This is a genomic window from Rhodoferax sp. (assembly GCF_028714215.1).
Classification (GTDB): Bacteria; Pseudomonadota; Gammaproteobacteria; order Burkholderiales; family Burkholderiaceae_C; genus Rhodoferax.
The window spans coordinates 78,247-100,989 of sequence record NZ_JAQTMS010000002.1 but is presented as its reverse complement, the minus strand read 5'-3'; the positions used below and the strand labels follow the sequence as shown (position 1 = coordinate 100,989).

26 protein-coding genes are annotated in these 22,743 nt (G+C 61.3%); 14 read left to right on the top strand and 12 right to left on the bottom strand.

Translation table 11 applies throughout. From position 1 onward, the window contains the following. The first annotated feature begins 8 nt into the window (after window positions 1-8). Entirely contained in the window at window positions 9-608 is a 600-nt protein-coding gene (locus PHS32_RS01510) for a 5-formyltetrahydrofolate cyclo-ligase (RefSeq protein ID WP_301076986.1), read from the top strand. A 6-nt stretch (window positions 609-614) separates the two neighbouring features. On the opposite strand, the gene PHS32_RS01505 is transcribed toward PHS32_RS01510, so the two are convergent. Next, entirely contained in the window at window positions 615-1,574 is a 960-nt protein-coding gene (locus tag PHS32_RS01505; protein WP_301076985.1) for a LysR substrate-binding domain-containing protein, read from the bottom strand. A gap of 128 nt (window positions 1,575-1,702) precedes the next feature. Between PHS32_RS01505 and PHS32_RS01500 the strand changes: the two genes are divergently transcribed. Continuing rightward, window positions 1,703-2,197 (top strand): DUF2917 domain-containing protein, encoded by a 495-nt coding sequence (locus PHS32_RS01500; RefSeq protein WP_301076984.1) that lies wholly within the window; start codon window positions 1,703-1,705, stop codon window positions 2,195-2,197. Here PHS32_RS01500 and PHS32_RS01495 read toward each other — a convergent pair. From PHS32_RS01495 to PHS32_RS01485, 3 genes are read right to left on the bottom strand one after another with little or no spacing between them, the layout of a single operon-like run. Further along, entirely contained in the window at window positions 2,184-2,609 is a 426-nt protein-coding gene (locus PHS32_RS01495) for a TfoX/Sxy family protein (protein ID WP_301076983.1), read from the bottom strand. The two genes, PHS32_RS01500 and PHS32_RS01495, sit on opposite strands and share 14 nt — an antisense overlap. Before the next feature lie 19 nt (window positions 2,610-2,628). After that, entirely contained in the window at window positions 2,629-4,029 is a 1,401-nt protein-coding gene (locus PHS32_RS01490; RefSeq protein ID WP_301076982.1) for an L-serine ammonia-lyase, read from the bottom strand. A gap of 9 nt (window positions 4,030-4,038) precedes the next feature. Further along, a complete protein-coding gene (locus PHS32_RS01485; protein ID WP_301076981.1) occupies window positions 4,039-4,944 on the bottom strand; it encodes a DUF6279 family lipoprotein in 906 nt (301 codons plus the stop codon). On the opposite strand from PHS32_RS01485, the gene glmU reads away from it, so the two are divergent. Further along, a complete protein-coding gene (gene glmU, locus PHS32_RS01480; protein WP_301076980.1) occupies window positions 4,943-6,376 on the top strand; it encodes a bifunctional UDP-N-acetylglucosamine diphosphorylase/glucosamine-1-phosphate N-acetyltransferase GlmU in 1,434 nt (477 codons plus the stop codon). The two genes, PHS32_RS01485 and glmU, sit on opposite strands and share 2 nt — an antisense overlap. Window positions 6,377-6,445: 69 nt before the next feature. On the opposite strand, the gene PHS32_RS01475 is transcribed toward glmU, so the two are convergent. From PHS32_RS01475 to PHS32_RS01450, 6 genes are all read right to left on the bottom strand, one after another. Continuing rightward, a complete protein-coding gene (locus tag PHS32_RS01475; protein WP_301076979.1) occupies window positions 6,446-6,946 on the bottom strand; it encodes an Lrp/AsnC family transcriptional regulator in 501 nt (166 codons plus the stop codon). 37 nt (window positions 6,947-6,983) lie between these two features. Next, window positions 6,984-7,943 (bottom strand): branched-chain amino acid ABC transporter permease, encoded by a 960-nt coding sequence (locus tag PHS32_RS01470; protein WP_301076978.1) that lies wholly within the window; start codon window positions 7,941-7,943, stop codon window positions 6,984-6,986. 3 nt (window positions 7,944-7,946) lie between these two features. Then, the gene (locus tag PHS32_RS01465) at window positions 7,947-8,834 is read right to left on the bottom strand and encodes a branched-chain amino acid ABC transporter permease (protein ID WP_301076977.1); all 888 of its coding nucleotides are present in this window, start codon (window positions 8,832-8,834) and stop codon (window positions 7,947-7,949) included. Window positions 8,835-8,895: 61 nt separating this feature from the next. Continuing rightward, on the bottom strand, window positions 8,896-10,110 hold the full coding sequence (locus PHS32_RS01460; protein ID WP_301076976.1) for an ABC transporter substrate-binding protein: 1,215 nt from the start codon (window positions 10,108-10,110) through the stop codon (window positions 8,896-8,898). Window positions 10,111-10,181: 71 nt separating this feature from the next. Further along, window positions 10,182-10,886, bottom strand: coding sequence for an ABC transporter ATP-binding protein (locus PHS32_RS01455; RefSeq protein WP_301076975.1), 705 nt, complete (start codon window positions 10,884-10,886; stop codon window positions 10,182-10,184). After that, the gene (locus PHS32_RS01450; RefSeq protein WP_301076974.1) at window positions 10,887-11,660 is read right to left on the bottom strand and encodes an ABC transporter ATP-binding protein; all 774 of its coding nucleotides are present in this window, start codon (window positions 11,658-11,660) and stop codon (window positions 10,887-10,889) included. Window positions 11,661-12,000: 340 nt separating this feature from the next. Between PHS32_RS01450 and glmS the strand changes: the two genes are divergently transcribed. The 5 genes from glmS to PHS32_RS01425 all read left to right on the top strand — a co-directional run bounded on the left by glmS (window position 12,001) and on the right by PHS32_RS01425 (window position 15,812). After that, entirely contained in the window at window positions 12,001-13,866 is a 1,866-nt protein-coding gene (gene glmS / locus PHS32_RS01445; protein WP_301076973.1) for a glutamine--fructose-6-phosphate transaminase (isomerizing), read from the top strand. 27 nt (window positions 13,867-13,893) lie between these two features. Next, entirely contained in the window at window positions 13,894-14,097 is a 204-nt protein-coding gene (locus PHS32_RS01440) for a hypothetical protein (protein ID WP_301076972.1), read from the top strand. A 309-nt stretch (window positions 14,098-14,406) separates the two neighbouring features. After that, the gene (locus tag PHS32_RS01435) at window positions 14,407-14,985 is read left to right on the top strand and encodes a hypothetical protein (protein WP_301076971.1); all 579 of its coding nucleotides are present in this window, start codon (window positions 14,407-14,409) and stop codon (window positions 14,983-14,985) included. A gap of 360 nt (window positions 14,986-15,345) precedes the next feature. Further along, on the top strand, window positions 15,346-15,612 hold the full coding sequence (locus PHS32_RS01430) for a hypothetical protein (protein WP_301076970.1): 267 nt from the start codon (window positions 15,346-15,348) through the stop codon (window positions 15,610-15,612). A 20-nt stretch (window positions 15,613-15,632) separates the two neighbouring features. After that, a complete protein-coding gene (locus tag PHS32_RS01425) occupies window positions 15,633-15,812 on the top strand; it encodes a hypothetical protein (RefSeq protein ID WP_301076969.1) in 180 nt (59 codons plus the stop codon). Window positions 15,813-15,826: 14 nt separating this feature from the next. On the opposite strand, the gene PHS32_RS01420 is transcribed toward PHS32_RS01425, so the two are convergent. Together PHS32_RS01420 and PHS32_RS01415 are read right to left on the bottom strand one after the other, a co-directional pair. Continuing rightward, window positions 15,827-16,765, bottom strand: coding sequence for a nucleotidyltransferase domain-containing protein (locus PHS32_RS01420; RefSeq protein WP_301076968.1), 939 nt, complete (start codon window positions 16,763-16,765; stop codon window positions 15,827-15,829). Window positions 16,766-16,796: 31 nt separating this feature from the next. Next, window positions 16,797-17,054 (bottom strand): hypothetical protein, encoded by a 258-nt coding sequence (locus tag PHS32_RS01415; protein WP_301076967.1) that lies wholly within the window; start codon window positions 17,052-17,054, stop codon window positions 16,797-16,799. A gap of 114 nt (window positions 17,055-17,168) precedes the next feature. On the opposite strand from PHS32_RS01415, the gene PHS32_RS01410 reads away from it, so the two are divergent. From PHS32_RS01410 to sufU, 6 genes are read left to right on the top strand one after another with little or no spacing between them, the layout of a single operon-like run. Continuing rightward, window positions 17,169-17,378 (top strand): hypothetical protein, encoded by a 210-nt coding sequence (locus PHS32_RS01410; RefSeq protein WP_301076966.1) that lies wholly within the window; start codon window positions 17,169-17,171, stop codon window positions 17,376-17,378. Next, the gene (gene sufB / locus PHS32_RS01405; RefSeq protein ID WP_301076965.1) at window positions 17,375-18,811 is read left to right on the top strand and encodes a Fe-S cluster assembly protein SufB; all 1,437 of its coding nucleotides are present in this window, start codon (window positions 17,375-17,377) and stop codon (window positions 18,809-18,811) included. Before PHS32_RS01410 ends, sufB begins: the two co-directional genes overlap by 4 nt. After that, entirely contained in the window at window positions 18,808-19,599 is a 792-nt protein-coding gene (gene sufC, locus PHS32_RS01400) for a Fe-S cluster assembly ATPase SufC (protein WP_301076964.1), read from the top strand. The genes sufB and sufC overlap by 4 nt, the downstream gene beginning before the upstream one ends. After that, window positions 19,596-20,924 carry a Fe-S cluster assembly protein SufD gene (sufD, locus tag PHS32_RS01395; protein ID WP_301076963.1) on the top strand — a complete coding sequence of 443 codons (1,329 nt, stop codon included), beginning with the start codon at window positions 19,596-19,598 and terminating at the stop codon, window positions 20,922-20,924. Before sufC ends, sufD begins: the two co-directional genes overlap by 4 nt. Further along, entirely contained in the window at window positions 20,921-22,171 is a 1,251-nt protein-coding gene (locus PHS32_RS01390; RefSeq protein WP_301076962.1) for a cysteine desulfurase, read from the top strand. Before sufD ends, PHS32_RS01390 begins: the two co-directional genes overlap by 4 nt. Continuing rightward, window positions 22,168-22,722 (top strand): Fe-S cluster assembly sulfur transfer protein SufU, encoded by a 555-nt coding sequence (gene sufU, locus PHS32_RS01385; RefSeq protein WP_366143455.1) that lies wholly within the window; start codon window positions 22,168-22,170, stop codon window positions 22,720-22,722. The genes PHS32_RS01390 and sufU overlap by 4 nt, the downstream gene beginning before the upstream one ends. The last annotated feature ends 21 nt before the right edge of the window (window positions 22,723-22,743 follow it).

Below are 22,743 nucleotides of genomic sequence, written 5' to 3'. Positions count from 1 at the left end.
TGGGGATTATGGACAACTTGAATGGAAAAAAGGCGCTTGAGAAAAAAGCACTGCGCAAACTCCTGATTGAGCAACGTCTGAACCTCCCGGATCGCCGACAACGGGTCGATTTATTGCAGCGCGTGTTGCGCATCTGGCTGGTCGGCCGGCCCGATAGCGTGATCGGCGCCTATTGGCCGATCAAGGGTGAGTTTGATCCGCTGCCAGCCCTGCACCGCTGGAAGGAAGATGGTGAACTGATCGAGCAGCCGCAACCGCGCCGGATCGGTTTGCCGGTGGTCGACAAGGTTCACAAGAGCATGACTTTTCATGCCTGGTATCCGGGCTGCCCGATGGAAGAGGACGCCTACGGCATTCCCAAGCCCAAGGACACCGAGGTGATCACTCCGACCCTGTTGTTTGTCGCCTGTGTCGGCTACGCACCGGGCGGTTATCGGCTCGGTTACGGCGGTGGTTTCTACGATCGCATGCTGGCCAAACTGGAGCCGCGGCCGTTCACCGTGGGGCTCGGCTTCGCCACCGATTTTCTGCCGGATTTCGAGCCCGAGCCGCATGATCTGCCGCTCGACGCGATCCTGAACGACAACGGCGTGGTCTGGCCGGCCTGAACGGGCTTACAGGGTCTCGCCGATCGCCAATCGCGTCAACTCCGCCTGCGCCGTCAGCCACTCGCAGAAGGCCCGGACCTCGGGCCGGGCGGCACTGCGCGGGCCGACGATCAGCCAGTAGGCCAAAGGCGAATCCAGGCGCATGCCTGGCAAAACCTCCACCAGGTCGCCGCTGGCCAGGCTGTCCGCCACCAGCGGCATGCGCGCCAGCGCCACGCCTTGCCCAGTCAGCGCCGCCTGCGCAATTTGGTGGGCGTAGTTGAAGTAGAGCCAGCGCTTGGGTTCCAGTTTTTTTAAATCGTGCTGATCCAGCCAGCGCCGCCAGGTCAACCACTCCAAAGATCGCGTCTGGTGCGCGACGCTGTCCTCTATCAAAGCGAAATGCGCCAGATCCTCCCCACGTTTCAGGGCGTGGCCGCTTTTCAGCAGCCAGGGGCTGGCCACGGCGGTCAGTTGTTCCCCGAACAGGCGTTGCGCATGGGCCGGCACGGTGCCGGGTTGTTTGTAGCGCAGCGCCAGGTCGACGTCGCTGGTGTCCAGGTCGACCGCCACATCGGTGGCATCAATCCGGATGTCGATGTCGGGGTGTTCGCGCTGAAAGGCCTCCAGCCGCGGGATCAGCCACATGGAGGCAAAGGAGGCCCAGGTGCTGATGGCCACATTTTTGCGCCCGGCGCTGCGCCGGATCTGCCGCACCGCGCCGTCCATGCGTTCCAGCGCCGGTACCACCGCGCGCAGCAACTGGGCGCCGGCGGCAGTCAGCTCGACCGCCCGCGTGTGGCGCAAAAACAAGGCCACGCCGACCTCGTCCTCCAGGGTTTGAATCTGGCGGCTGATGGCGCTTTGGGTCAGCGACAACTGTTCCGACGCGGCGCGGAAGTTGAGGTGCCGCGCCACCGCCTCGAAGGCGCGCAACTGGCCGACCGAAATCGGTCGCGTGCGCTGCTGTTTTTCAGAGTGTGGCATCGGTACGAGGGTTCGAATGGGTCAATCAATTGATGCGTAAATAGAATCAATAGCTTATCCCGAATTCATTGGACGAACAAGCTTGTCGAAGCCATCATGGGTACCCAACTGAACCCAAGGAGGCTGTCATGACGAGCCAAAATAATCTTCCATTCCAATTCTCCGACGCCGGCCCCGCCGTCGCGGGACGCTGGCAGCTGGCGGCCGGACGCGCCATCAGCCTGCGCCCGCGTCAGGCCGGCATGCTGCGTATTACCCAGGGGCGGGTCTGGGCCACGTTGGACGGCCCGCAGCGGGGGGCAGGCAACGAATCGGGCGATCGTTTCTTGCAGCGCGGCCAGCGCCTGCCGGTAGGCGCCGGGCAGCACCTGGTTCTGGAGCCCTGGCCTGACTCGGGCGAGGCGCCGGTTTACTTCGAGTGGACACCTGTTGCCGCAGCGGTAACCGCATCCGCAGCGCGCTGGAATGCGGCGGTGATTGAGCCGCTGCACGAGGCCGGGCAGGCTGTGTTGATGGCCGGCAGTGCCTTGGGCCGACTGGCCCTGGGGCTTGCCGGTTACGCCGAGTTCCTGGTCGCCGGGCGCGGGCGGGTGCTGTCCAAATGTGAAGCTAACCCGCCTTGACGCCGGAGCGTGATTTGCTCGGAGCCTTGGTTTTGGTCTTGGCCGCGCGGCGCACGACGGGTTTCGATTGATGCGCCTTGAGTGCCGCTTCCAGCGCCAGCCGGGCCCAGGGTGCCATCAGTTGCGTCGACTCCATGGCGTCATCGGGTGCGCTGTAATAGTTCATGCTCTTGGCCTGGCCTTTTGCCAGGTAGGTAAAACGCGCGCAACCGGCGGCTTCAAAGACCGGCCGCGACGATTCGTCGGCTTTGAGCCAGAGTTTCTCGCCGTCACCCAGATCGACCAGCAAGGCCAGCGTCAAGCCGTCGCTGCTGATGCCGTAGCCGCCGAACATGCGGCGTGCCAGACAGGGACCGGCCGCGCTCAGCAGGTCGCAGCAGTACTGGGCAAATTCGTTGCGGGGGGCCGCCATGGGTAAATCCTTGGGATGCTCAGCATTCGACGATGTTGACCGCCAACCCGCCGCGCGAAGTTTCCTTGTATTTGGTTTTCATATCGGCGCCGGTCTGACGCATGGTCTTGATCACGTTGTCCAGCGACACCACGTGCTGGCCGTTGCCGGCAATCGCCATGCGGGCGGCGTTGACGGCCTTGACCGCGCCCATCGCGTTGCGTTCTATGCACGGCACCTGCACCAGGCCGCCAATTGGGTCGCAGGTCAGGCCCAGGTTGTGCTCCATGCCGATCTCGGCCGCGTTTTCCACCTGCTCGGGGCTGCCGCCCAGCACCGCTGCCAGTCCGGCGGCGGCCATTGAGCAGGCAACGCCGACCTCGCCCTGGCAGCCGACCTCGGCGCCACTGATGGATGCATTGAGTTTGTACAACATACCGATCGCTGCGGCGGTCATCAGGAAGTCGATCACCGCCTCGGTCCCTTGGTCCTGGCCGTTGCGCTGGCCGTGGTTCAGGATAAAGCGGTCACAGTAATGCAGGACCGCCGGGATGACACCGGCGGCGCCGTTGGTGGGGGCCGTCACGACGCGGCCGCCGGCCGCGTTTTCTTCATTCACGGCAAAGGCCCAGACATTGATCCAGTCCAGCACCGACAGCGGATCGGCCAAGGCGCGTTCGGCGCGCTCGCGCAGTTGCGCCGCCAACAGCGGCGCACGACGCTGCACCTTGAACGGGCCTGGTAGCGTGCCCTCGCTGTTCAAACCGCGCTGCACGCATTCGCGCATCACGCGCCAGATATCCAGTAGTCCGGTCCGGATTTGCTGGTCGCTGCGCCAGGTTCGTTCATTGGCCCACATCACTTGCGCAATGCTCAAACCATGTTGCTGGCAAATGGCCAGCAGATGGTCGCCCGAAACAAAGGCATGCGGCACTTTTTGATAGGCGCTGAGCACGGCCTCGTTGGCGGCGCCCGCGGTGACCACAAAACCGCCGCCGACGCTGAGGTATTTGGCTTCCCTGAGCAGGTTTCCCTGGGCGTCCAGGGCGCTGAATTTCATGCCGTTGGGGTGCTCGGCCATGGCCTCGCGCCGGTACATCAACAAGTGCTCCGGTTCCCGGAACGCGATCATTTTGTCGCCCAGCAAGGGGAGGATTTGCTGGCTGCGCACCCCCTGCACCATGCCGGGCACGGCTTGCACGTCGACGCTGTCCGGCGCGTGCCCCATCAGGCCCAGCATGACCGCGATGTCGGAGCCGTGGCCTTTGCCGGTGGCACCCAGCGAGCCGTAAAGCTCGCAGCGCACACCCTCGGTGGCAGCGAGCAGGCCGTCACGTTGTAGCGCCAGGGCAAACAGGCGGGCCGCCCGCATCGGCCCCACGGTGTGCGAGCTGCTGGGCCCGATCCCGATTCTGAAAAGGTCAAAAACACTGATTGCCATGGCCCGATGTTAGCGACTTGGCGCCATCAGCGAGCGGGCATCGGCTGCATAGTCCTGCAAGGTTTCAAGCAAGCGCTGGCGCTGGGCCGGCGTGGCGCTGTTGTGCAGGGTGGCCAATAGCCGGCAATTTTCCTGGGTCGATCGTTCCGCGTAACTTCGATAGTCCGCAGCGGGCGAGTTCAGGGTGCGCTCCAGCAGGGCGTGGACGGCTGTTTTGACGTGGCCCGCCGGCCCCGGGTCGGCCTGCAACTGGCGCAATGTTTGCAGCGCGTCCTGCTGGCGGCGCAGTGTTTCCCGGTATTTCACATCTGCATCGAAAACAGAGCGCGCCACGCTGGCGCGCAACATCGCCAGTTGGGCTTCCTCCAGGGGTCCGTAGAAGTGCTCGGCCCGGTCCGTTAACTGCTGGGCGCGCCGGGCGGCCTGTTCTGCTGCGGAGTTGTCGAGCCACTCGGCGCGCCATTTCCCATTGCGCTTATTGAACTGGCGTGCCAGATGCTCAAGTTGCGTGGCCGTGAGGGTGGGCGCCAGAGCTACCAGCGTGGGCTCGGCCCGATCGAGCAAGACCTGCAGCCGTGGCCGCAGTTCCTCATACAAGGTACAGACTTGCAGCGGGGTCACCTCAGTGGCGGCCAGGCGCTGCAGTCTTTCCAGCGTGCTGACGTATTGGGGGAGTTCCATTTGCCGATGCCAGGCTTGCAGGGCAGTCAGGTCGGAGCGCAGTTTGAGCGACTGCGTTTCGTTCAGGTCGAGGTAACTGTCGAGCCACCAGTAGGTCAGCTCGGGGGCGTTGTTGTAGCTCAACTTGACGGCGCTACAGCCCGACAAGCCCAGCGTCGCCAGCACCAGCAACAGCGCACCGATAATGTGGCGCAGGCAAGAGAACTGACTTGGCAATCGAACGGAGATGGGCATGACGGATTATTCAACAAACGCCACAACGCCGGGCGCGCTGGACGTGGTGATCATGGCGGCGGGCAAGGGCACGCGCATGAAAAGCAAGCTGCCCAAAGTGCTGCACCGCTTGGCCGGGCGGGCCCTGTTGCAGCACGTGGTCGACACCGCGGCTGAATTGGCGGCGCGTCAGGTGGTGGTGATCAGCGGCCATGGTGCTGCCGAAGTGGAACTGGCGCTTAAAGCGGGCAGCAGCACGGCGGCTGGATTGGCGATTGATTTTGTGCGCCAGGAGCCGCAGTTAGGCACCGGCCATGCGGTGCAGCAGGCAGTGCCGGTGCTGCGCGATGACGGCATCGTGGTGGTGCTGTCGGGTGATGTGCCCTTGATCCGCAGCGACACCTTGCGCCAGTTGATTGCGGCCTGCGGCGGCAACGCCCTGGCGCTGCTGACGATCGAATTTGCCGACCCCGCCGGCTATGGCCGTATTGTTCGTGACGGCGAGGCGGTACGCGCCATCGTGGAGCAAAAAGATGCCACGCCCCAGCAACGTGCCATTACCGAGGTCTACAGCGGCATCATGGCGGCGCCGGCCAGGCAACTCAAGGCCTGGCTGGCACGCCTGGACAACCGGAACGCGCAAGGCGAGTATTACCTCACCGACGTTGTGAAATTTGCCGTTGCCGAGGGCATGGCGGTGGTGGCGCACAGAATCAGCGACGCCTTGCAGGTGGCGGGCGTCAACAGTCCGCTGCAATTGGCTGAACTGGAGCGGGCCTATCAAATGCGAACAGCGGTGCAGTTGATGGAGCAGGGCGTGCGCCTGGCCGACCCGGCGCGGCTGGATGTGCGGGGTGATTTGCAGTGTGGGCAAGACGTCTCGATCGATGTCAACTGCGTCTTTGAAGGTCAGGTGCGCCTGGGCGATGGCGTGACGATCGGCGCCAACTGCGTGATCTCCAATGCCACCATTGGCACTGCCGCAGTGATCCACCCGTTTACCCATATCGAGGGCGGCAAGGCGGGGAGCAAGGACTCCGTCGAGGTTGGCGCCGGCGCGCTGATCGGTCCGTTCGCCCGCTTGCGCCCGGGGGCCAAGTTGGGCGAGCAGGTCCACATCGGCAATTTCGTCGAGGTCAAGAACTCCACCCTGGCCAAGGGCGCCAAAGCCAATCACCTGGCCTATCTGGGCGACGCGACGGTGGGTGAGCGCGTGAACTATGGGGCCGGCAGCATCACCGCCAATTACGATGGCGCCTTCAAGCACCGTACCGTGATCGAGGCCGACGTTCACATCGGCAGCAACTGCGTGCTGGTGGCTCCGGTCACCATTGGCGCTGGCGGCACCGTGGGCGGCGGCTCCACCATCACCAAAGACACGCCGCCGGGCGCCTTGAGCGTGGCGCGCGGCAAGCAAGTGAGCATTGCCGACTGGAAGCGGCCGGCAAAGTAGTAGCCCCCCGCAGGGACTAATTTTGGCTTACGCCGAACTTTGTTTCCTTGGGGCGGCCCGGCGAAAAAATCAGGCTGAACCCGGTTTCGATGGCAGCGTCAGGCGGGCGCCGAATTTGCTGCGCTTGACGCTGAAGAAGGTCTTCACATTGCGCACATTGGCATCCGCGGTAAAAAGCCGTTGCACCAGGGCCAGGTAATCGGGCATGTGGGCCGCGTGCACCACCAGGCAAAAGTCCGGTCCGGGTGAAACCCGGTAACACTGCTGCACCGCGTCGTCGAGGGCGACGCGCTTCTCGAACGCTTCCAGGGCGTCGCTGTCCTGGCGGTCCAGGGTGATTTCAACGATGGCGCACAAACCGTGGCCGGCCAGCATCGCCAGCTTGTCGACGCTGAGCACGGCAATCTCGCGCTCGATCAGCCCGGCGTCGTGCAATCGTTTGACGCGCCGCAAGCAGGTGGGGGGTGAAATATGAACGCGCGCCGCCAACGCCTGGTTGCTCAGCGAGGCGTCGGTCTGCAACTGTTCCAGCAGTTGCAGGTCTACCGAATCAAGGCTTGCGGGTTCCATGGCTTCATGACGATTCGCCTAGGCAGACGCGCCGGGTTCAGGGTTTGCTGGCGGCAGCACGGCGGCGGCGTTCCAGAAAGGCCTGCAGTTCGCCGACCACGCCCTTGCGGAAGGCCAGCACGCACAGCACAAATATCACACCAATGATCACCGTGACCCAGGCCCCCACCTTGTCGGCCAGCGTGTCCTGCAGCGAGATCACAATACCGGCGCCCATCACCGGGCCGAAGAAGGTGCCGACACCGCCCAGCAAGGTCATCAGAATCACCTCGCCCGACATCGACCAGTGCACGTCCGAGAGCGTGGCAAAACCCATGATCAGGGTTTTCAGCGAGCCCGCCAGTCCGGCCAGGGCGGCCGACAACACAAAGGCCAGCAACTTGTAGCGATCGACCTGGTAGCCCAGTGAAATGGCACGTGGCTCGTTTTCCCGGATCATCTTCAGCACCTGGCCGAAAGGCGATGTGACGATGCGCGAGATGGCCAGAAAAGTGGCTACAAACACGGCCACCACCAGGTAATACATGGCGGTGTCGGACTTGAGCGAGAGCAGGCCCAACAAAGCCCCGCGCGGCACGCCCTGCAAGCCATCTTCACCGCCGGTGAAAGGCACTTGCAGACAAACAAAATAGACCATCTGGGCAATCGCCAGCGTGATCATGGCAAAGTAAATGCCCTGGCGCCGGATCGCCACCAGGCCCACCAGCAAACCGATCAGGCCGGAGCCCAGCATGCCAGCGAGAATGCCAAGTTCAGGGGTGAAATTTTGCGACTTGATGAACCAGCCGGTGATATAGGCAGCCGAGCCAAAAAACGCGGCGTGACCAAAAGACAGTAATCCGGTAAAGCCCAACAGCAAGTTGAAAGCACAGGCAAAAATGGCAAAGCACAGCAGCTTCATCACAAATACCGGATACAAGCCCAGCATCGGCGCCAGCAGTGCCAGCAGCAGCAGCGCGACGTAGGTGAGGCGAATCAGTTTGGCGGCTTGGTTCATGGCTTAAGCCTCTTTGCCAAACAGGCCGGTTGGCCGGATCATCAGCACAATGACCATGATGACGAACACCACGATGTTGGACGCCTCCGGGTAAAACACACGTGTCAATCCTTCCACCACGCCCAGGCCCAGGCCCGTCAGAATGGAACCCATGATGGAACCCATGCCGCCGATCACCACCACTGCAAACACGACGATGATCAGGTTGGAGCCCATCAGCGGATTGACCTGGATGATGGGCGCGGCCAGCACCCCCGCCAGCGCCGCCAGCGCGGCACCGGCGCCGTAAGTCAACATCACCATGAGAGGCACGTTGATGCCAAAGGCTTGCACCAGCTTGGCATTTTCAGTGCCGGCGCGCAAGTAAGCGCCGAGCCGGGTGCGCTCGATCAGGTACCAGGTACCCAGACACACAGCCAACGAGGCCAGCACCACCCAGGCACGGTAGTTGGGCAACACCATGAAGCCCAGATTGGTGGCTCCCGAGAGCAGCTCGGGCACCGGGTAGGACTGGCCAGACACGCCATATTGATCGCGCAACAGGCCTTCGAATATCAGTGCCAGCCCGAAAGTCAGCAGCAAGCTGTACAAGGGGTCCAGTCCGTACAAGTGTTTGAGGAACAGGCGCTCAATGGCAACGCCAACAATGCCGACCACCAGCGGTGCCAGGATCAGCGCGAACCAGTAGTTAACGCCCCATTTGTCGAGCATGATCCAGGCCGCGAATGCGCCCAGCATGTAGAGCGCGCCGTGGGCAAAATTCACAATGTCGAGCAAGCCGAAGATGACTGCCAGTCCGAGGCTGAGCATGGCATAGAACGCGCCGTTGACGAGCCCCAGCATCAATTGGCCCAAAAAGGCCTGGACGGGAATGCCGAATATTTCGTTCATGACTTATCAGGTTGGCGCGACACAAAGAACTGACCGACCACGGTCGGTCAGTTCATCACCGTTACTTCCAGAGGGCACACTTGCTGTCGGCCTTGCTGGTCCAGGCGGCTTCGCCTTTGATGACCTGGGCCACGTTGTAATAGTCCCAGGGCTCAGTGGACTGCTCCGGCGTCTTGACCTGCATCAGGTACATGTCATGCACCATGCGGCCGTCGCCGCGGATAAAGCCGCCCTTGGCGAAGACATCGTTGATCTTGGTCTTGCGCATCTGTGCCAGCACCTTGTCGGTGTCGTCACTGCCGGTGGCCTTGACCGCGTTCAGGTACTGCAGCGCGGCGGAATAGTCGCCCGCCTGCACCGAGGAGGGCATGCGCTTCATCTTGTCGAAGAAACGGCGCGCCCAGGCACGCGTTTCGGCGTTCTGGTTCCAGTACCAGCTGTCGGTCAGGTACATGCCTTGCGTGGTCTTGAGCCCCAGCGCGTGGATGTCGTTGATGAAGACCAGCATGCCGGCCAGCTTCATGGTCTTGGTGACGCCGAATTCGTTGGCCGCCTTGATCGTATTGACGGTGTCGCCGCCGGCATTGGCCATGCCCAGAATCTGCGCCTTGCTGGCCTGCGCCTGGAGCAGGAAGGACGAAAAGTCGCTGGCCGCCAGCGGGTGCCTGACCGAACCCACCACGGTGCCGCCGGCCGCCTTGACCACCGCCGCCGTGTCATTTTGCAGCGCCGTGCCGAAGGCATAGTCGGCGGTCAGGAAGAACCAGCTCTTGCCGCCGGATTTCACCACCGCGCCGCCCGTACCCTTGGCCAGCGCCACCGTGTCGTAAGCCCAGTGAATCGTGTAAGGCGTGCATTGCTCGTTGGTCAGGGCCGAACTGGCGGCGCCCACGACCAGGAAAGGTTTCTTCTTTTCAGCAGCCACCTTGGACATGGCCAGGGACACGGCCGAGTTGGTGCCGCCGATCAGCATGTCCAGGCCTTGCGTATCGAACCACTCGCGCGCCTTGGTCGCTGCCACGTCGGCCTTGTTCTGGTGCTCGGCGTACAGCACCTCGATCTTCTTGCCATTGATCGTACCGCCCATGTCGGCGATCGCCATGCGGATGGCCTCGACCCCACCCATGCCGTCGATATCGCCGTACACGCCAGCCATGTCGGTGATGATGCCGATTTTGATGACGTCGCCAGAGATCTGGGCTTGTGCTGGCGTTGCGGCGGTAAACATCGCCGTCACGGCCAGCGCGCAGGCCGCTGTCAGTTTCTTCAGTTTCATGATGTCTCTCCTGATAAGGTGGTGGTTGAAAAACGCGGGGAAATGGACAAGTGGCCAGGGCTGGAAGCAGGCTAAACGCCCAGGTATTCTTGCAGCATGGCCATGTTTTGGGTCAATTCATTCTGGGCAAATTGCTTCACGATGAGGCCGTGTTCCATCACGTAAAAACGCTCCGCCAGCGGAGCCGCAAAGCGGAAGTTCTGCTCCACCAGCACAATGGTGTAGCCCTTGGCCTTGAGCGTGAGAATCATCTCGGCCAGTTTTTGCACGATCACCGGTGCCAGACCTTCCGAGATTTCGTCGAGCAGCAGCAAGCGCGCGCCGGTGCGCAAGATGCGCGCCACTGCCAGCATCTGCTGTTCACCGCCCGAGAGGCGGGTGCCGGGACTGTTGGCGCGTTCCTTGAGGTTCGGGAACATGTCGTAGATTTCATCGACGCTCATGCCACCGGGTGCCAGCGTGGGCGGCAGCATCAGGTTTTCCTCGGCCGTCAGGCTGGCAAAAATGCCGCGCTCTTCCGGGCAGTAGCCGACGCCCAGGTGGGCCACCTTGTGCGGTGCCAACGTGACGGTCTCTTTGCCATGGATCTTGATGCTGCCTTTGCGCGCGCCGGTCAGGCCCACGATGGCGCGCAGGGTGGTGGTACGCCCGGCGCCATTGCGTCCCAGCAGCGTCACCACTTCGCCCTGGCGCACCGTCAGGTTCACGCCATGCAGGATGTGGGATTCGCCATACCAGGCGTGCAGGTCTTCAATCCGCAGCAGCTCCTTGACCATTTAATGAGCACCTTGTAATTCGGTATCGACAGTTCCCATGTAGGCTTCGATCACCTGCGGATTTTTGGAAACCTCGGCATAGCTGCCATCGGCAATGATGGCGCCGCGTTGCAGCACCGTGATGCGGTCGGCGATTTTGGCCACCACATTCATATTGTGTTCCACCATCAGGATGGTGCGCCCGGCAGAGACTTTTTTGATCAGTTGCGTGACGCGGTCCACGTCCTCATGGCCCATGCCCTGGGTCGGCTCATCGAGCAGCATCAATTCAGGCTCCAGCGCCAGCGTGGTGGCCAGTTCCAGCGCGCGCTTGCGGCCATAGGGCAGGTTGACCGTCAGTTCGTCGGCAAAGTCCTGCAGGTCGACCGCCGCCAACAACTGGCGGGCGCGCTCATGCAAATGGAACAGCGTGTTTTCGGCTTTCCAGAAGTGAAACGAAGTGCCCAGGTTGCGCTGCAACGCGGCACGCACGTTCTCCAGCACCGTCATGTGCGGGAAAACCGCCGAAATCTGGAACGAACGGACTATGCCGCGGCGCGCCGTTTGCGCCGGTTTTTCGAGGGTGATGTCGACGTCGTTGAACTTGATGCTGCCCTTGCTGGGGTGCAAAAACTTGGTCAGCAGATTGAAAAAAGTGGTCTTGCCAGCGCCATTGGGGCCAATCAACGCATGGATGTGGCCGCGCCTGACCTTCAGGTCGACCTGGTTGACTGCCACGAATCCCTTGAATTCCTTGGTCAGTCCATGCGTTTCAAGAATGAACTCCGATGACAAATTGTGCTCCGGTGGCGGCGATTGAATTGGCGGGCACGCCGGCCCGCAACAGAAGATCAGGCATGCTAACGAGTTGCGCGGCGGGACGATAGCGGGTTTGAACTTAGGTAGTTTTACTTGTCGCCCGACGCGACAAAAGTGACTTGTTGGCGCTGCCATCGCAGCTTTGTGTCAGCCGCATGCATTTATTGGCTAACTATATTTCATAATTATTGTTAGATTGAAATATATTATCAATACTCTTGTATGAAGAAATATAAAACCAAATTTCAATAAATTTAGACTACATATTTCTTTCTGGTGCTTTTACCATTGCCCCATTCATTGATTGGAGCAATTTATGTGTGGCATTGTCGCTGCGGTCTCGACCCGCAACATCGTTCCCATCCTGGTGCAGGGTCTGGCAAGGCTGGAGTACCGCGGCTACGATTCCTGTGGCGTCGCGGTGGTCGCCAACGGTTTGCAACGTGCCCGCAGCACCTCAAGGGTTGCTGAGCTGGCCGAACAAGTGAGCGCCAGCAAACTTGAAGGCACCACGGGCATTGCCCACACCCGCTGGGCCACGCACGGGGCGCCGCTGGTGCACAACGCGCACCCGCATTTCAGTCACGGCGCCGGGCCCGACGCCGCCGGTCGGCCCGGCCGGGTCGCGCTGGTGCACAACGGCATCATCGAAAACCACGACGAATTGCGGCTCGCGCTGGAGCGCAAGGGCTATGTGTTCCAGAGTCAGACCGATACCGAAGTGATCGCTCACCTGATCGACAGTCTGTACGACGGCGACTTGTATGAGGCGGTCAAGGCGGCGTTGCCCCAGTTGCACGGTGCCTATGCCATTGCCGTATTCTGCAAGGATGAGCCGCATCGCCTGATTGGCGCACGCGCCGGCTCACCGCTGGTGCTGGGTGTCGGCAAAGACGGTCAGGAACATTTTCTGGCCAGTGATGCCATGGCCCTGGCCGGTGTCACCGATCAGATCGTCTACCTGGACGAAGGTGACGTGGTGGACTTGCAACTGGGCAAATACTGGCTGTTCGACAAAGCCGGCAAGCCGGTGGCCGGCGCGCAGCGTCCTGTGAAGACGGTGCTGGCACACAGCGGAGCCGCCGAGTTGGGACCGTACCGCCACTACATGCAAAAAGAGATTTTCGAGCAACCCCGCGCCATTGCCGACACCTTGCAAGGCGTGGACGGCATCGTGCCCGAACTGTTTGATGGCAGCGTCAGTGCGGCGCGGGTCTTCAAGGAGATCGATTCGATTTTGATTCTGGCTTGCGGCACCAGCTATTACGCCGGTTGCACCGCCAAATACTGGCTCGAGAGCATCGCCAAGATACCGACCCAGGTCGAAGTGGCCAGCGAATACCGCTACCGCGATTCGGTGCCCAATGCCAGGACGCTGGTGGTCACCATTACCCAATCGGGCGAGACCGCCGACACGCTGGCGGCCCTGCGGCACGCGCAAAGCCTGGGCATGACGCACAGCTTGACCATCTGCAATGTGGCCACCAGTGCCATGGTGCGGGAGTGCGAGCTGGCCTACATCACGCGCGCCGGGATCGAAATCGGTGTCGCCTCGACCAAGGCCTTCACGGCGCAACTGGCGGGCCTGTTCCTGCTGACGCTGGCGCTGGCCCAGGCCAAGGGCAGACTCAGCGAAGCCGAAGAAGCGCGTCACCTGAAAGCCATGCGTCATCTGCCCACCGCCTTGCAGGCGGTGCTGGCGCTGGAGCCGCAGGTGATTGCCTGGGCCGAGGACTTCGCCAAAATGGAAAATGCGCTGTTCCTGGGCCGTGGCCTGCACTACCCGATCGCACTGGAAGGCGCGCTCAAACTCAAGGAAATCAGTTACATCCACGCCGAGGCCTATCCGGCCGGCGAACTCAAGCACGGCCCGCTGGCGCTGGTCACCAGTGCCATGCCGGTGGTGACGGTGGCGCCCAACGATGCGCTGCTGGAAAAACTCAAGAGCAACATGCACGAGGTGCGGGCGCGCGGCGGCGTGCTGTACGTGCTGGCCGATGCCGACACCAGAATCGAGAATGGCGAAGGCCTGCACGTGATCCGCATGCCCGAGCACTACGGCGAACTTTCGCCCCTGCTGCATGTGGTTCCCCTGCAGCTGCTGGCCTATCACACCGCCTGCGCCAGGGGCACGGATGTCGACAAGCCGCGCAATTTGGCCAAGAGCGTGACGGTGGAGTAGTGTTGGTGGCGAGATTGCTAATTGTTCATGGCCAAGACTGTCGCCAACCGGGAGAAGGACCGGGAATTCAACATGGCCCTGCCGCGCCAAGGGTACGTGAAGGCCAAGGCGGCAATCGACATGGTCGTTTGGATGCCGGAGGACGATGCGAAAAAGCGAGACATGCGCGCGTGCATCTGGCGTTGGGCGAAGGCACTTAAAGAGCGTGGCTACGAGCTTCCGGACGGGTAGCCCTGCGCTGGCAAGGAGCGAAAGAGTTACGAGTGCTCAGACCTGTAGAGCTGATTGAACTTGTTAGCGAAGCCGCGGCGAACCAGCCGCTCTGCGGGCACGACCGCGAGCCGAGGAGGCGATTTTGGCCGAAACCAATATCCGTGCAACAACGTCCAGCTGATGGCGACGTATTTGGTGTGGAGTTGCGCCAAAGCGGCGAGAAGTTGGCGCAAGGGCAAACTTCTGATGAAGGCTTGGCAGTTCCTGAAGGAGCGCGGCCGTATCAAGCTTTGATAAGCGTGGTGAAGGCAGGTTTATCATCAGGGTATGACCAGTGCCCCCGATTTGGCGCAGATTCGCTTCGACAACGCCCTTGCGCTGTTTGATGAATTTGTCCGCAACACCATCAAACAGCCGGATGCCGCCACACTGCGAGGACTCGAAGGGCGTTTTGCAGAACGGGTGCAGATACAAGCCAGCTACTGGAGCCAGATCAAGAGTCGATCACGCCAGATTGGTGAACGGCTGGCGCGACAGTTCGAGCAACTTTGCCACAAGCCGCACGGCTGGATGGACCAGCAGCACGGCGCTGGCGCACGCGCCGCCGAACCCGTCCCGACACCCGAATTGCCCAGTGACAGCCACGCTCCCAGGGATGACGACGAACGTTTCATAGTCGGACTGGTGCTGACCTACTACCGACGCCACCCACAGCGCGCGCGCACGCGCTTGCTCGATTTGTTGGGGGAAGTGCTAATGCCCACCGCGAACACCGCGCCACCGCTGTCGCCTGGCAGGGCGGGGGAGTCGGAGCTGCCAGCAAAACGCGCGCCCACATCAGCCGAAGCCCACGCGCTGTGGTTGCGGTCACAAGCCGGTGTGGCGCCACTGCGACAAAAGAAATAGCGCATCGTCCATTTTGATAAATATATCTTGCTCAAGATAATATGTGGTTTATCATTTGAGCAAGTTTGTTGTCGTGTCGCTGCCCCGGCCACCCATCACAACATGTCCGATCAACCTCAAAGCCCTCCGCCTAATGGTCTTGCCTGTGCCTGAAATTGCTGACGACTGCACCCGCTTCGCGTTGCAGCCGGGCATTCAGGACGGCCATGAGCGGTCGGGTTTTATCAATCTTCGCGCCCCGCCCGGGGCATCGTGAACTGACCTCGGTAGCGCGAGGTTCTTGTTCATGACGGCCCGGGTGCAAACCAGCCCCGGGCCGTTTTCATTTGTGTTGCCAGTGTTTGACCAAAGGAGCATGTCATGACAGAAAGGTTGGCCTCCACAACTTTGCCGCTGTATCGCCCCCGCAGCTACTCGGGCCGTCGCTTGCTGGCTGTAGGGCTGCGCACTGCGAGTTTGGTACTCGTCCGCCTGGCGCGCCAACTGACTGCCGCCGAGCGGATGCGCGAACCTGTCGCCGCCCGCGCACCGATGCTGGAGTTCTACGCCGAAGCCGGCGCCCAGGAAGGCGCGCTGTATGTCGATGGCAAGCTATTCTGCTATCTGCCTGGGGTCACCAGGCTGTAGTATTGCGAGCCGATTGCAGAATGGCGCACGATATGCGTGTAGGCTTGTTCAAGCGCGAGTCCAGAACCACGTGCGCGATGATAAGGGCCGGCATGGCGGCGACGGCCCGCAAAACCTGGACTGTGGCGAAGCCCATCGACAAGCTGCGGAACAAGCTCGACATCTGCATCGCGGTGCACAACAACTATGAGTTCTTCTGAATAGTCCCCAACTGCTATTCGAGCAATGCAGAAGTGTCCACTCCGGGGTACCGCTCCTTTAATGCTTTTAGGCCCTCAATTGCCCGGCTCCGCCACCCAGGCTCTTGACTGATTAGCCCGTCCCATGTCTGGCTTAGCAGTTCGGAGTCATGCTTGGCAAGGTAGTCGATGAGCGATGCCGCCTGGGCCAAATCCTTGGTAGCCTTAACCCGCATGTTTTGAGGTCTCTCACCATAGACCAGCAACTTGTGCAAAGCGTACTTTTCCGGCGGTGGCGCGTTGACCGTGATGGGTCCGCGCTGCGCGAGCAGAGTTACCTGAATCGGCGCTTCCATGGAGAACTCCATGAATTTCAACGGCTGCATTGTTGCGTTCAACGCCTTGATGAGAACGGGAGTGTCACCGCCCCGGTGACTACAGGTCACGAAATCGATTTGCAAATCCTGTTCATCGGATTTCACGTAGGTGGTCAGACTCTTGACTGGAACGAATCCCCTCTTTAGGGCTTCGATTTCGCTGCCCATGTCCATGGTGACGTCCGATGGAATAGCAACGGAGACATTGCGCCCTGCAGGCGCAGAGTCCAAATCCACGGTTTGTGCCGCAGATTGCCAACGAATGCCAAGGTAGTTCTGGTAGGCCATATAAACGTGTGTTCCCATCAGTATTCCTCCGGCCCGGAAGAAACCCGCGTCCGCCAAGCGTTCAATGATTTTTGCGTGCGCGGCGACAATGGAGGGGCAACCCGCTGCGATAGCTTGGCGAGTGAGTTGGCGCAGGTGCACCTTCTTGTCGTCCCCGCTACGATGGAGCGCCATTAACTCGGTGAGTTCGTCAGATGCCGAGCCCAAGAAGATCTGCATCTGCCTTCCGGTAAGGTCCGGTGTCTGGTAATACCAATACTCCCTTCCCTTCACCACTTTCTTGGAGAAGCTGCCCGGTAACTCAGCCACCGTCCGTACGTCCTCTGATCGGCTGGCGCTGCTAGCGACGCATAGGCGGTTTGAGCTGCGGTAGAGTGTGGCTGCGCGGCCCGATGAAGAGGTCATTGACGGCTCGCAAGGTTTGCCCATCCGGCATCGTGGCCCGCGCCATGGTGACAGCCTTGACGATGCGCCGATCCAGGGCCACCTCCGGTAGCACCCGTTTCAGATCCTTGGCCTCGAACGGCAGCAGGCTCGTAAAAATGACAGGTTGAAACGATGAGAGAGGTGCTTTCGCCGCCGCAACGTGGTAAGTCATCACTCATCGGTCCCATGGAAAGACCCTCGGTTTGCCAAGCTCTCTTTCTTTGGACAAGGGTGAGGTTTGCAAAATATATAAGATACATACATAATGCATCTTATTGGAATGAGCATGATCACAACCACCTCAAATCAGGCGGCCTCCAGACAGATTCGCTCACAAATTGCCCAGCGCGGCAACGGCATCGAACTGCCTGTTGGTCTCAAGCCGGTGGGCTGCCCGGCTTATGCCAGCGCCCATGAATTGGCTGAAGACAACACCTGCGGCTGCGGCGAAAGCCTCAGCCTGAAGGCGGGTGCGGGCGAGGCAGGTGCGGCATGAGTGCCATACTGCAAAACCTGGTCAACCAGCCCTACAAACATGGCTTTGTCACTGACATCGCGTCGGATGTGGCGGAGAAGGGCCTGAGTGAAGACACCATCCGGTTGATCTCCGCCAAGAAGAACGAGCCCGAGTGGCTGCTTGAATTCCGCCTGAAGGCGTTTCGCCACTGGCTGACGATGACCGAGCCGCAGTGGGCCAATGTCAAGTATCCAAAAATCGATTTTCAGGCCATCAGCTACTACGCGGCACCCAAACCGAAGGCCAAGTTAAAGAGCATGGACGAAGTCGATCCCGAACTGCTGCGCACCTTCGAAAAACTCGGCGTGCCGATGCACGAGCGCGCAGCGCTGGCGGGCGTGGCGGTTGATGTGATTTTTGACAGCGTCTCGGTGACCACCACCTACAAGGCCAAACTGGCCGAGGTCGGCATTATTTTCGGGTCGATCTCCGAGGCGGTGCAAAACCACCCCGAGCTGGTTCAAAAATACCTCGGCAGCGTGGTGCCGGCCGCCGACAACTATTACGCTGCGCTCAACTCGGCGGTGTTTACCGATGGTTCGTTTTGCTTCATCCCAAAGGGCGTCAAGTGCCCGATGGACTTGTCCACCTACTTTCGCATCAACACCCAGGACACCGGCCAGTTTGAACGCACCTTGATCGTGGCCGAGGAAGGCGCCTCGGTGTCTTACCTTGAAGGCTGCACGGCACCCAAGTTCGACACCAACCAGTTGCACGCCGCGGTGGTTGAGCTGGTGGCGCTGGACAATGCCGACATCAAGTACTCAACGGTACAAAACTGGTACGCAGGCGACGAAAACGGCGTGGGCGGTATTTACAACTTCGTCACCAAGCGTGGCCTGTGCCGGGGCGTCAACTCGCGGATTTCATGGACCCAGGTGGAGACCGGGTCGGCCATCACCTGGAAGTATCCGTCGTGCATTCTGCTGGGCGACCACTCGGTGGGCGAGTTTTACTCGGTCGCGGTGACCAACCACCACCAGCAGGCCGATACCGGCAGCAAGATGATCCACATTGGCAAGAACACCCGCAGCACCATCGTCAGCAAGGGCATTTCGGCAGGTCAGTCGAGCAACAGCTACCGCGGCCTGGTCAAGGTGATGCCCAGCGCCGCGGGTGCGCGCAACTATTCGCAGTGCGACTCGATGCTGGTCGGGGCCCAATGCAGCGCCAACACTTTCCCCTATATCCAGGTGCGCAACCAAAGCGCCCAGGTTGAGCACGAAGCGTCCACCTCAAGAATTGGTGAAGACCAGATGTTCTATTTCGCGCAACGCGGGATCGGCGCCGAGGAAGCCGTCTCGATGATCATCAACGGTTTTTGCAAGGACGTGTTTCGCCAGTTGCCGATGGAATTCGCGGTCGAAGCGACCAAATTGCTGGGGTTCAAGCTTGAAGGGAGCATCGGATGATTGTTCAAGATAGCCAGACATTGCTGGCGGTGCGCGGCCTGTGCGCCAGCGTCAATGGGATCGAAATTCTCAAGGGTATGAACTTCGGCGTCAAGCGCGGAGAAGTTCACGCCATCATGGGCCCGAACGGATCCGGCAAGAGCACCTTTGCCAAGGTGTTGGCGGGCCACACCGCATACCAGGTGACGGGCGGCGAGGCGCTGTTTGAGGGCAAGAACCTGCTGGAGCTGTCCCCTGAAATGCGCGCCCGCGCCGGCCTTTTTCTGGCCTTTCAATACCCGATCGAAATCCCCGGCGTCGGCAACAGCCAGTTTCTGCGTTTGGCCTACAACACCGTGCAGGCCCAACGTGGCCATGACGAGCTGGACCCGCTGGAGTTTGACGACCTGGTGCGCGAGAAGATGAAGCTGTTGGAGATGAGCCCCGAGTTTCTGGAGCGCAGTGTCAATGAAGGCTTTTCGGGCGGCGAGAAGAAGCGCAACGAGATTTTGCAGATGGCGCTGCTTGAGCCCAGCCTGGCTATTCTCGACGAGACCGACTCCGGCCTCGACATCGACGCGCTGCGGGTGGTGTCGCAAGGTGTCAATCGCCTGGCCAACAAGGACAACGCCATGGTACTGGTCACGCACTACCAGCGCCTGCTGAACTACATCGTTCCCGACTACGTGCATGTGATGAGTGCCGGGCGCATCATCCGCACCGGCGGCAAGGAACTGGCACTTGAACTCGAAGAACGCGGCTACGACTGGATTGAGGCCGAAGCCGAGGCCACGGGGGCTGTGTCATGAACAGCCGGACTGCGCTTGTCACTGAGCGAGGGGTTCTGGATGGCCTGCTTGCAGGCCTGACGCAAACCCCGGGCCGCGCGGTGCCAACGCAGTCGCAGTGGCTCAAAACACTGCGCGCCCAGGCACTGGAGCGTGTGGGCGCACTCAGGCTGCCCAGCAAGCACGATGAAGCCTGGCGTTTCACCAGCCTGGCAGCCTTTACCCAACAGTCGTTTCATCCCCTGGGCACGCCGAGTGCCTTGCAACCGGACGATATGGAACACCTCCACATCGAAGAGGCGACGACGCGGCTGGTTTTTGTGGACGGCGTTCATGCGCCACAACTCTCCAGCGTCTGCTCCGATGCCAGCTTGGTCGTGGGCACCTTGGCATCCAGGATGGCCACGCAGGCGTCCAGCATTGCGCAGCATCTAGGCCAGCACGCTGTATTTCAAGATGCATTGTTTGCGGCACTCAACACCGCTTTTCTGACGGATGCGGCCGTGCTGGTCATGCCGTGCGACACAGCACTTGCCACACCCGTGCATGTGCTCTTTATTTCGACGCAGCCCGAGGTGGCCAGCCACCCACGCCTGTTGCTGGTGGCCGGTGCGGGAAGCAAAGTGACTTTGATCGAAGACTATGTGGCCTTGCACCCAGGTGCCTATTTCACCAATTCAGTCGCTGAGCTGGCTTTAGGCGCGAACGCGCAGGTCGCGCATATTCGCATCCAGCGTGAAAGCCGACAAGCCTTTCACATGGCCAGTTGCGCGGTGTCGCTCGGCGCTGCCAGCCGCTACCACTCGGTCAGCATCGCCCAGGGCGGGCAGATTTCGCGGCTCGACCTCAAGCTGCTGCAGACCGCCGATGTGGCCGAATGCACGCTGGACGGATTGGCATTGATTGGTGGCGAACAACTGGCCGATACCCACACTTTCGTCGACCACGCCAAGCCACACGGCGTCAGCCGCCAGTTGCACAAATGCATTGTGGGCGGGGCCGCGCATGCGGTCTTTAACGGCAAGGTGATGGTTCGCCCTGGGGCGCAAAAAACCGTTTCAACACAATCCAGCCGCAACCTGCTGCTCTCTGGTCAAGCGCTGGTTGATACCCAGCCGCAACTCGAAATTTTTGCCGACGACGTGAAATGCACGCACGGCGCCACCGTCGGCCAGCTCGACAGCGAGGAGGTTTTCTACCTGCAAAGCCGCGGCTTGCCAGAGGCGGTGGCGCGCAATCTGCTGACTTACGCCTTCGGTGCTGAAGTCATCAACCGCATTCCCGTCGCGTCACTGCGACGCCAGCTTGAGCAGACGGTGCTCCAGCAGACCACAGGCCAGCCATGAGCAACACACCCGCCTTCCCTACGCTGCCGGCTTTTGACGTGGCCCGCGTTCGCGCTGACTTTCCGATACTCAAGCTCACGGTGGCGGGCAAGCCGCTGGTCTATCTGGACAACGCGGCGTCGAGCCAGATGCCGCAACCGGTGATCGATCGCCTGCTGCGCTACCAGACCACGGAGCACGCCAACATTCACCGCGCGGTGCATTACCTGTCCGAAACCGCCACCATCGCCTACGAGGCGGCGCGCGCCAGACTGCAACGCTTTATCCATGCGCGTGAAGCGCGCGAGGTGATCTTCACCAGCGGCACCACCGAGGGCATCAACCTGGTGGCGCATGGCTGGGGCCGCAAGAACATCAACGCTGGCGACGAAATTATCTTGACCGTACTGGAGCACCACTCCAACATTGTGCCGTGGCAAATGCTGGCGACCGAGAAAGGCGCAATCCTTCGCGTAGTGCCCATCAACGACGCCGGTGAACTGCTGCTGCACGAGTATGAAGCACTCTTCAACGAACGCACCCGCCTGGTGAGCGTCGGCCACGTCTCGAATGCGCTGGGCAGCATCAATCCGGTGAAAAAAATGATCGCGTTCGCCCATGCGCGCGGCGTGCCGGTACTGGTCGATGGCGCGCAGGCCGCACCGCACCTGGTAGTGGACGTGCAGGATATGGACTGTGATTTTTATGCCTTCTCGGGCCACAAGATGTGCGGCCCGACCGGTATCGGCATCCTGTATGGCCGCGCCGCGCTGCTCGAAGCGATGCAGCCGTTCAAGGGCGGTGGCGACATGATCCATACCGTCATGTTTGAGAAAACCACCTACGCGGCCATTCCGAACAAGTTCGAGGCCGGCACGCCGCCCATCGCCGCCGCCATCGGCCTGGGCGCCGCGGTGGACTACCTCAGCAGCATTGGTATGCCAGCCATTGCAGCGCACGAGCACGAATTGCTGCGTCATGCAACTGAACACTTGAGCGCACTGCCCGGTGTGCGCCTGCTGGGCACCGCGCAGGACAAGGCCGCGGTGCTGTCATTTGCCGTGCAGGGTATTCACCCCCACGACGTGGGAACCGTGCTGAACCAGGAAGGCGTTGCGGTGCGCACCGGCCACCACTGCGCGCAGCCCTTGATGGCCCGCCTGGGCGTGGTCGCCACCTCGCGCGCCTCGTTTGCGTTCTACAACACGCTGGCCGACGTGGACGCGCTGGTGGCTGGCATTCGCAGTGTTCAAAAGGTATTCGCATGAGCACCGCGCCGGGCCGTCCCCAAGCAAGCTCGCACCGCAGTGCGCAGCACGAAGGTACTCCAGTGAGCACCGATGCCAAAGCCCTGTACCAGGAAGTGATCCTGGACCACAACCGCAAGCCGCGCAATTACGGCAAGCTGGAGCACCCCAGCCACCATGCCGAAGGGGTCAATCCGCTGTGCGGCGACCACATTCATGTGGCGCTCAAGCTTGCGGGCGACACCATCAGCAGCATCGCCTTTCATGGGGAATCGTGCGCCATCTGCAAAGCGTCGGCGTCGATGATGACGGCAGCGGTGAAAGGCAAGAGCCAGAGCGACGCGCAGACGCTGATCCGCGAGTTTGTCGACATGGCCACCGGCCGCATCGTCGCCAAAGAGGGCCCCCACATCGGCCGGCTGGCAGTGTTCTCTGGCATCAGCGAGCTGCCGATGCGCGTGAAGTGCGCCATCTTGCCGTGGCACACGCTACAGGCCGCGTTCAACGCCCAAGCCAGCACGTCGACCGAGGCCGAAGCGGATCCGATGCACGCCCCGCTAGGCGACGCTTGACGCGACCCGTGGTGGCTTGAC

Bases quoted from the DNA above. Each gene is read 5' to 3' on its own strand.
- PHS32_RS01435 (WP_301076971.1), top strand. From the start codon at position 14,407: ATGACCAGTGCCCCCGATTTGGCGCAGATTCGCTTCGACAACGCCCTT.
- PHS32_RS01460 (WP_301076976.1), bottom strand. From the start codon at position 10,110: ATGAAACTGAAGAAACTGACAGCGGCCTGCGCGCTGGCCGTGACGGCG.
- PHS32_RS01465 (WP_301076977.1), bottom strand. From the start codon at position 8,834: ATGAACGAAATATTCGGCATTCCCGTCCAGGCCTTTTTGGGCCAATTG.
- PHS32_RS01510 (WP_301076986.1), top strand. From the start codon at position 9: ATGGACAACTTGAATGGAAAAAAGGCGCTTGAGAAAAAAGCACTGCGC.
- PHS32_RS01475 (WP_301076979.1), bottom strand. From the start codon at position 6,946: ATGGAACCCGCAAGCCTTGATTCGGTAGACCTGCAACTGCTGGAACAG.
- sufB (WP_301076965.1), top strand. From the start codon at position 17,375: ATGAGTGCCATACTGCAAAACCTGGTCAACCAGCCCTACAAACATGGC.
- sufU (WP_366143455.1), top strand. From the start codon at position 22,168: ATGAGCACCGCGCCGGGCCGTCCCCAAGCAAGCTCGCACCGCAGTGCG.
- sufD (WP_301076963.1), top strand. From the start codon at position 19,596: ATGAACAGCCGGACTGCGCTTGTCACTGAGCGAGGGGTTCTGGATGGC.
- PHS32_RS01425 (WP_301076969.1), top strand. From the start codon at position 15,633: ATGGCGCACGATATGCGTGTAGGCTTGTTCAAGCGCGAGTCCAGAACC.
- PHS32_RS01500 (WP_301076984.1), top strand. From the start codon at position 1,703: ATGACGAGCCAAAATAATCTTCCATTCCAATTCTCCGACGCCGGCCCC.
- PHS32_RS01505 (WP_301076985.1), bottom strand. From the start codon at position 1,574: ATGCCACACTCTGAAAAACAGCAGCGCACGCGACCGATTTCGGTCGGC.
- glmU (WP_301076980.1), top strand. From the start codon at position 4,943: ATGACGGATTATTCAACAAACGCCACAACGCCGGGCGCGCTGGACGTG.
- PHS32_RS01390 (WP_301076962.1), top strand. From the start codon at position 20,921: ATGAGCAACACACCCGCCTTCCCTACGCTGCCGGCTTTTGACGTGGCC.
- PHS32_RS01490 (WP_301076982.1), bottom strand. From the start codon at position 4,029: ATGGCAATCAGTGTTTTTGACCTTTTCAGAATCGGGATCGGGCCCAGC.
- PHS32_RS01430 (WP_301076970.1), top strand. From the start codon at position 15,346: ATGACAGAAAGGTTGGCCTCCACAACTTTGCCGCTGTATCGCCCCCGC.
- PHS32_RS01495 (WP_301076983.1), bottom strand. From the start codon at position 2,609: ATGGCGGCCCCCCGCAACGAATTTGCCCAGTACTGCTGCGACCTGCTG.
- PHS32_RS01440 (WP_301076972.1), top strand. From the start codon at position 13,894: ATGGCCAAGACTGTCGCCAACCGGGAGAAGGACCGGGAATTCAACATG.
- PHS32_RS01455 (WP_301076975.1), bottom strand. From the start codon at position 10,886: ATGGTCAAGGAGCTGCTGCGGATTGAAGACCTGCACGCCTGGTATGGC.
- PHS32_RS01485 (WP_301076981.1), bottom strand. From the start codon at position 4,944: ATGCCCATCTCCGTTCGATTGCCAAGTCAGTTCTCTTGCCTGCGCCAC.
- PHS32_RS01470 (WP_301076978.1), bottom strand. From the start codon at position 7,943: ATGAACCAAGCCGCCAAACTGATTCGCCTCACCTACGTCGCGCTGCTG.
- glmS (WP_301076973.1), top strand. From the start codon at position 12,001: ATGTGTGGCATTGTCGCTGCGGTCTCGACCCGCAACATCGTTCCCATC.
- PHS32_RS01415 (WP_301076967.1), bottom strand. From the start codon at position 17,054: ATGACTTACCACGTTGCGGCGGCGAAAGCACCTCTCTCATCGTTTCAA.
- sufC (WP_301076964.1), top strand. From the start codon at position 18,808: ATGATTGTTCAAGATAGCCAGACATTGCTGGCGGTGCGCGGCCTGTGC.
- PHS32_RS01410 (WP_301076966.1), top strand. From the start codon at position 17,169: ATGATCACAACCACCTCAAATCAGGCGGCCTCCAGACAGATTCGCTCA.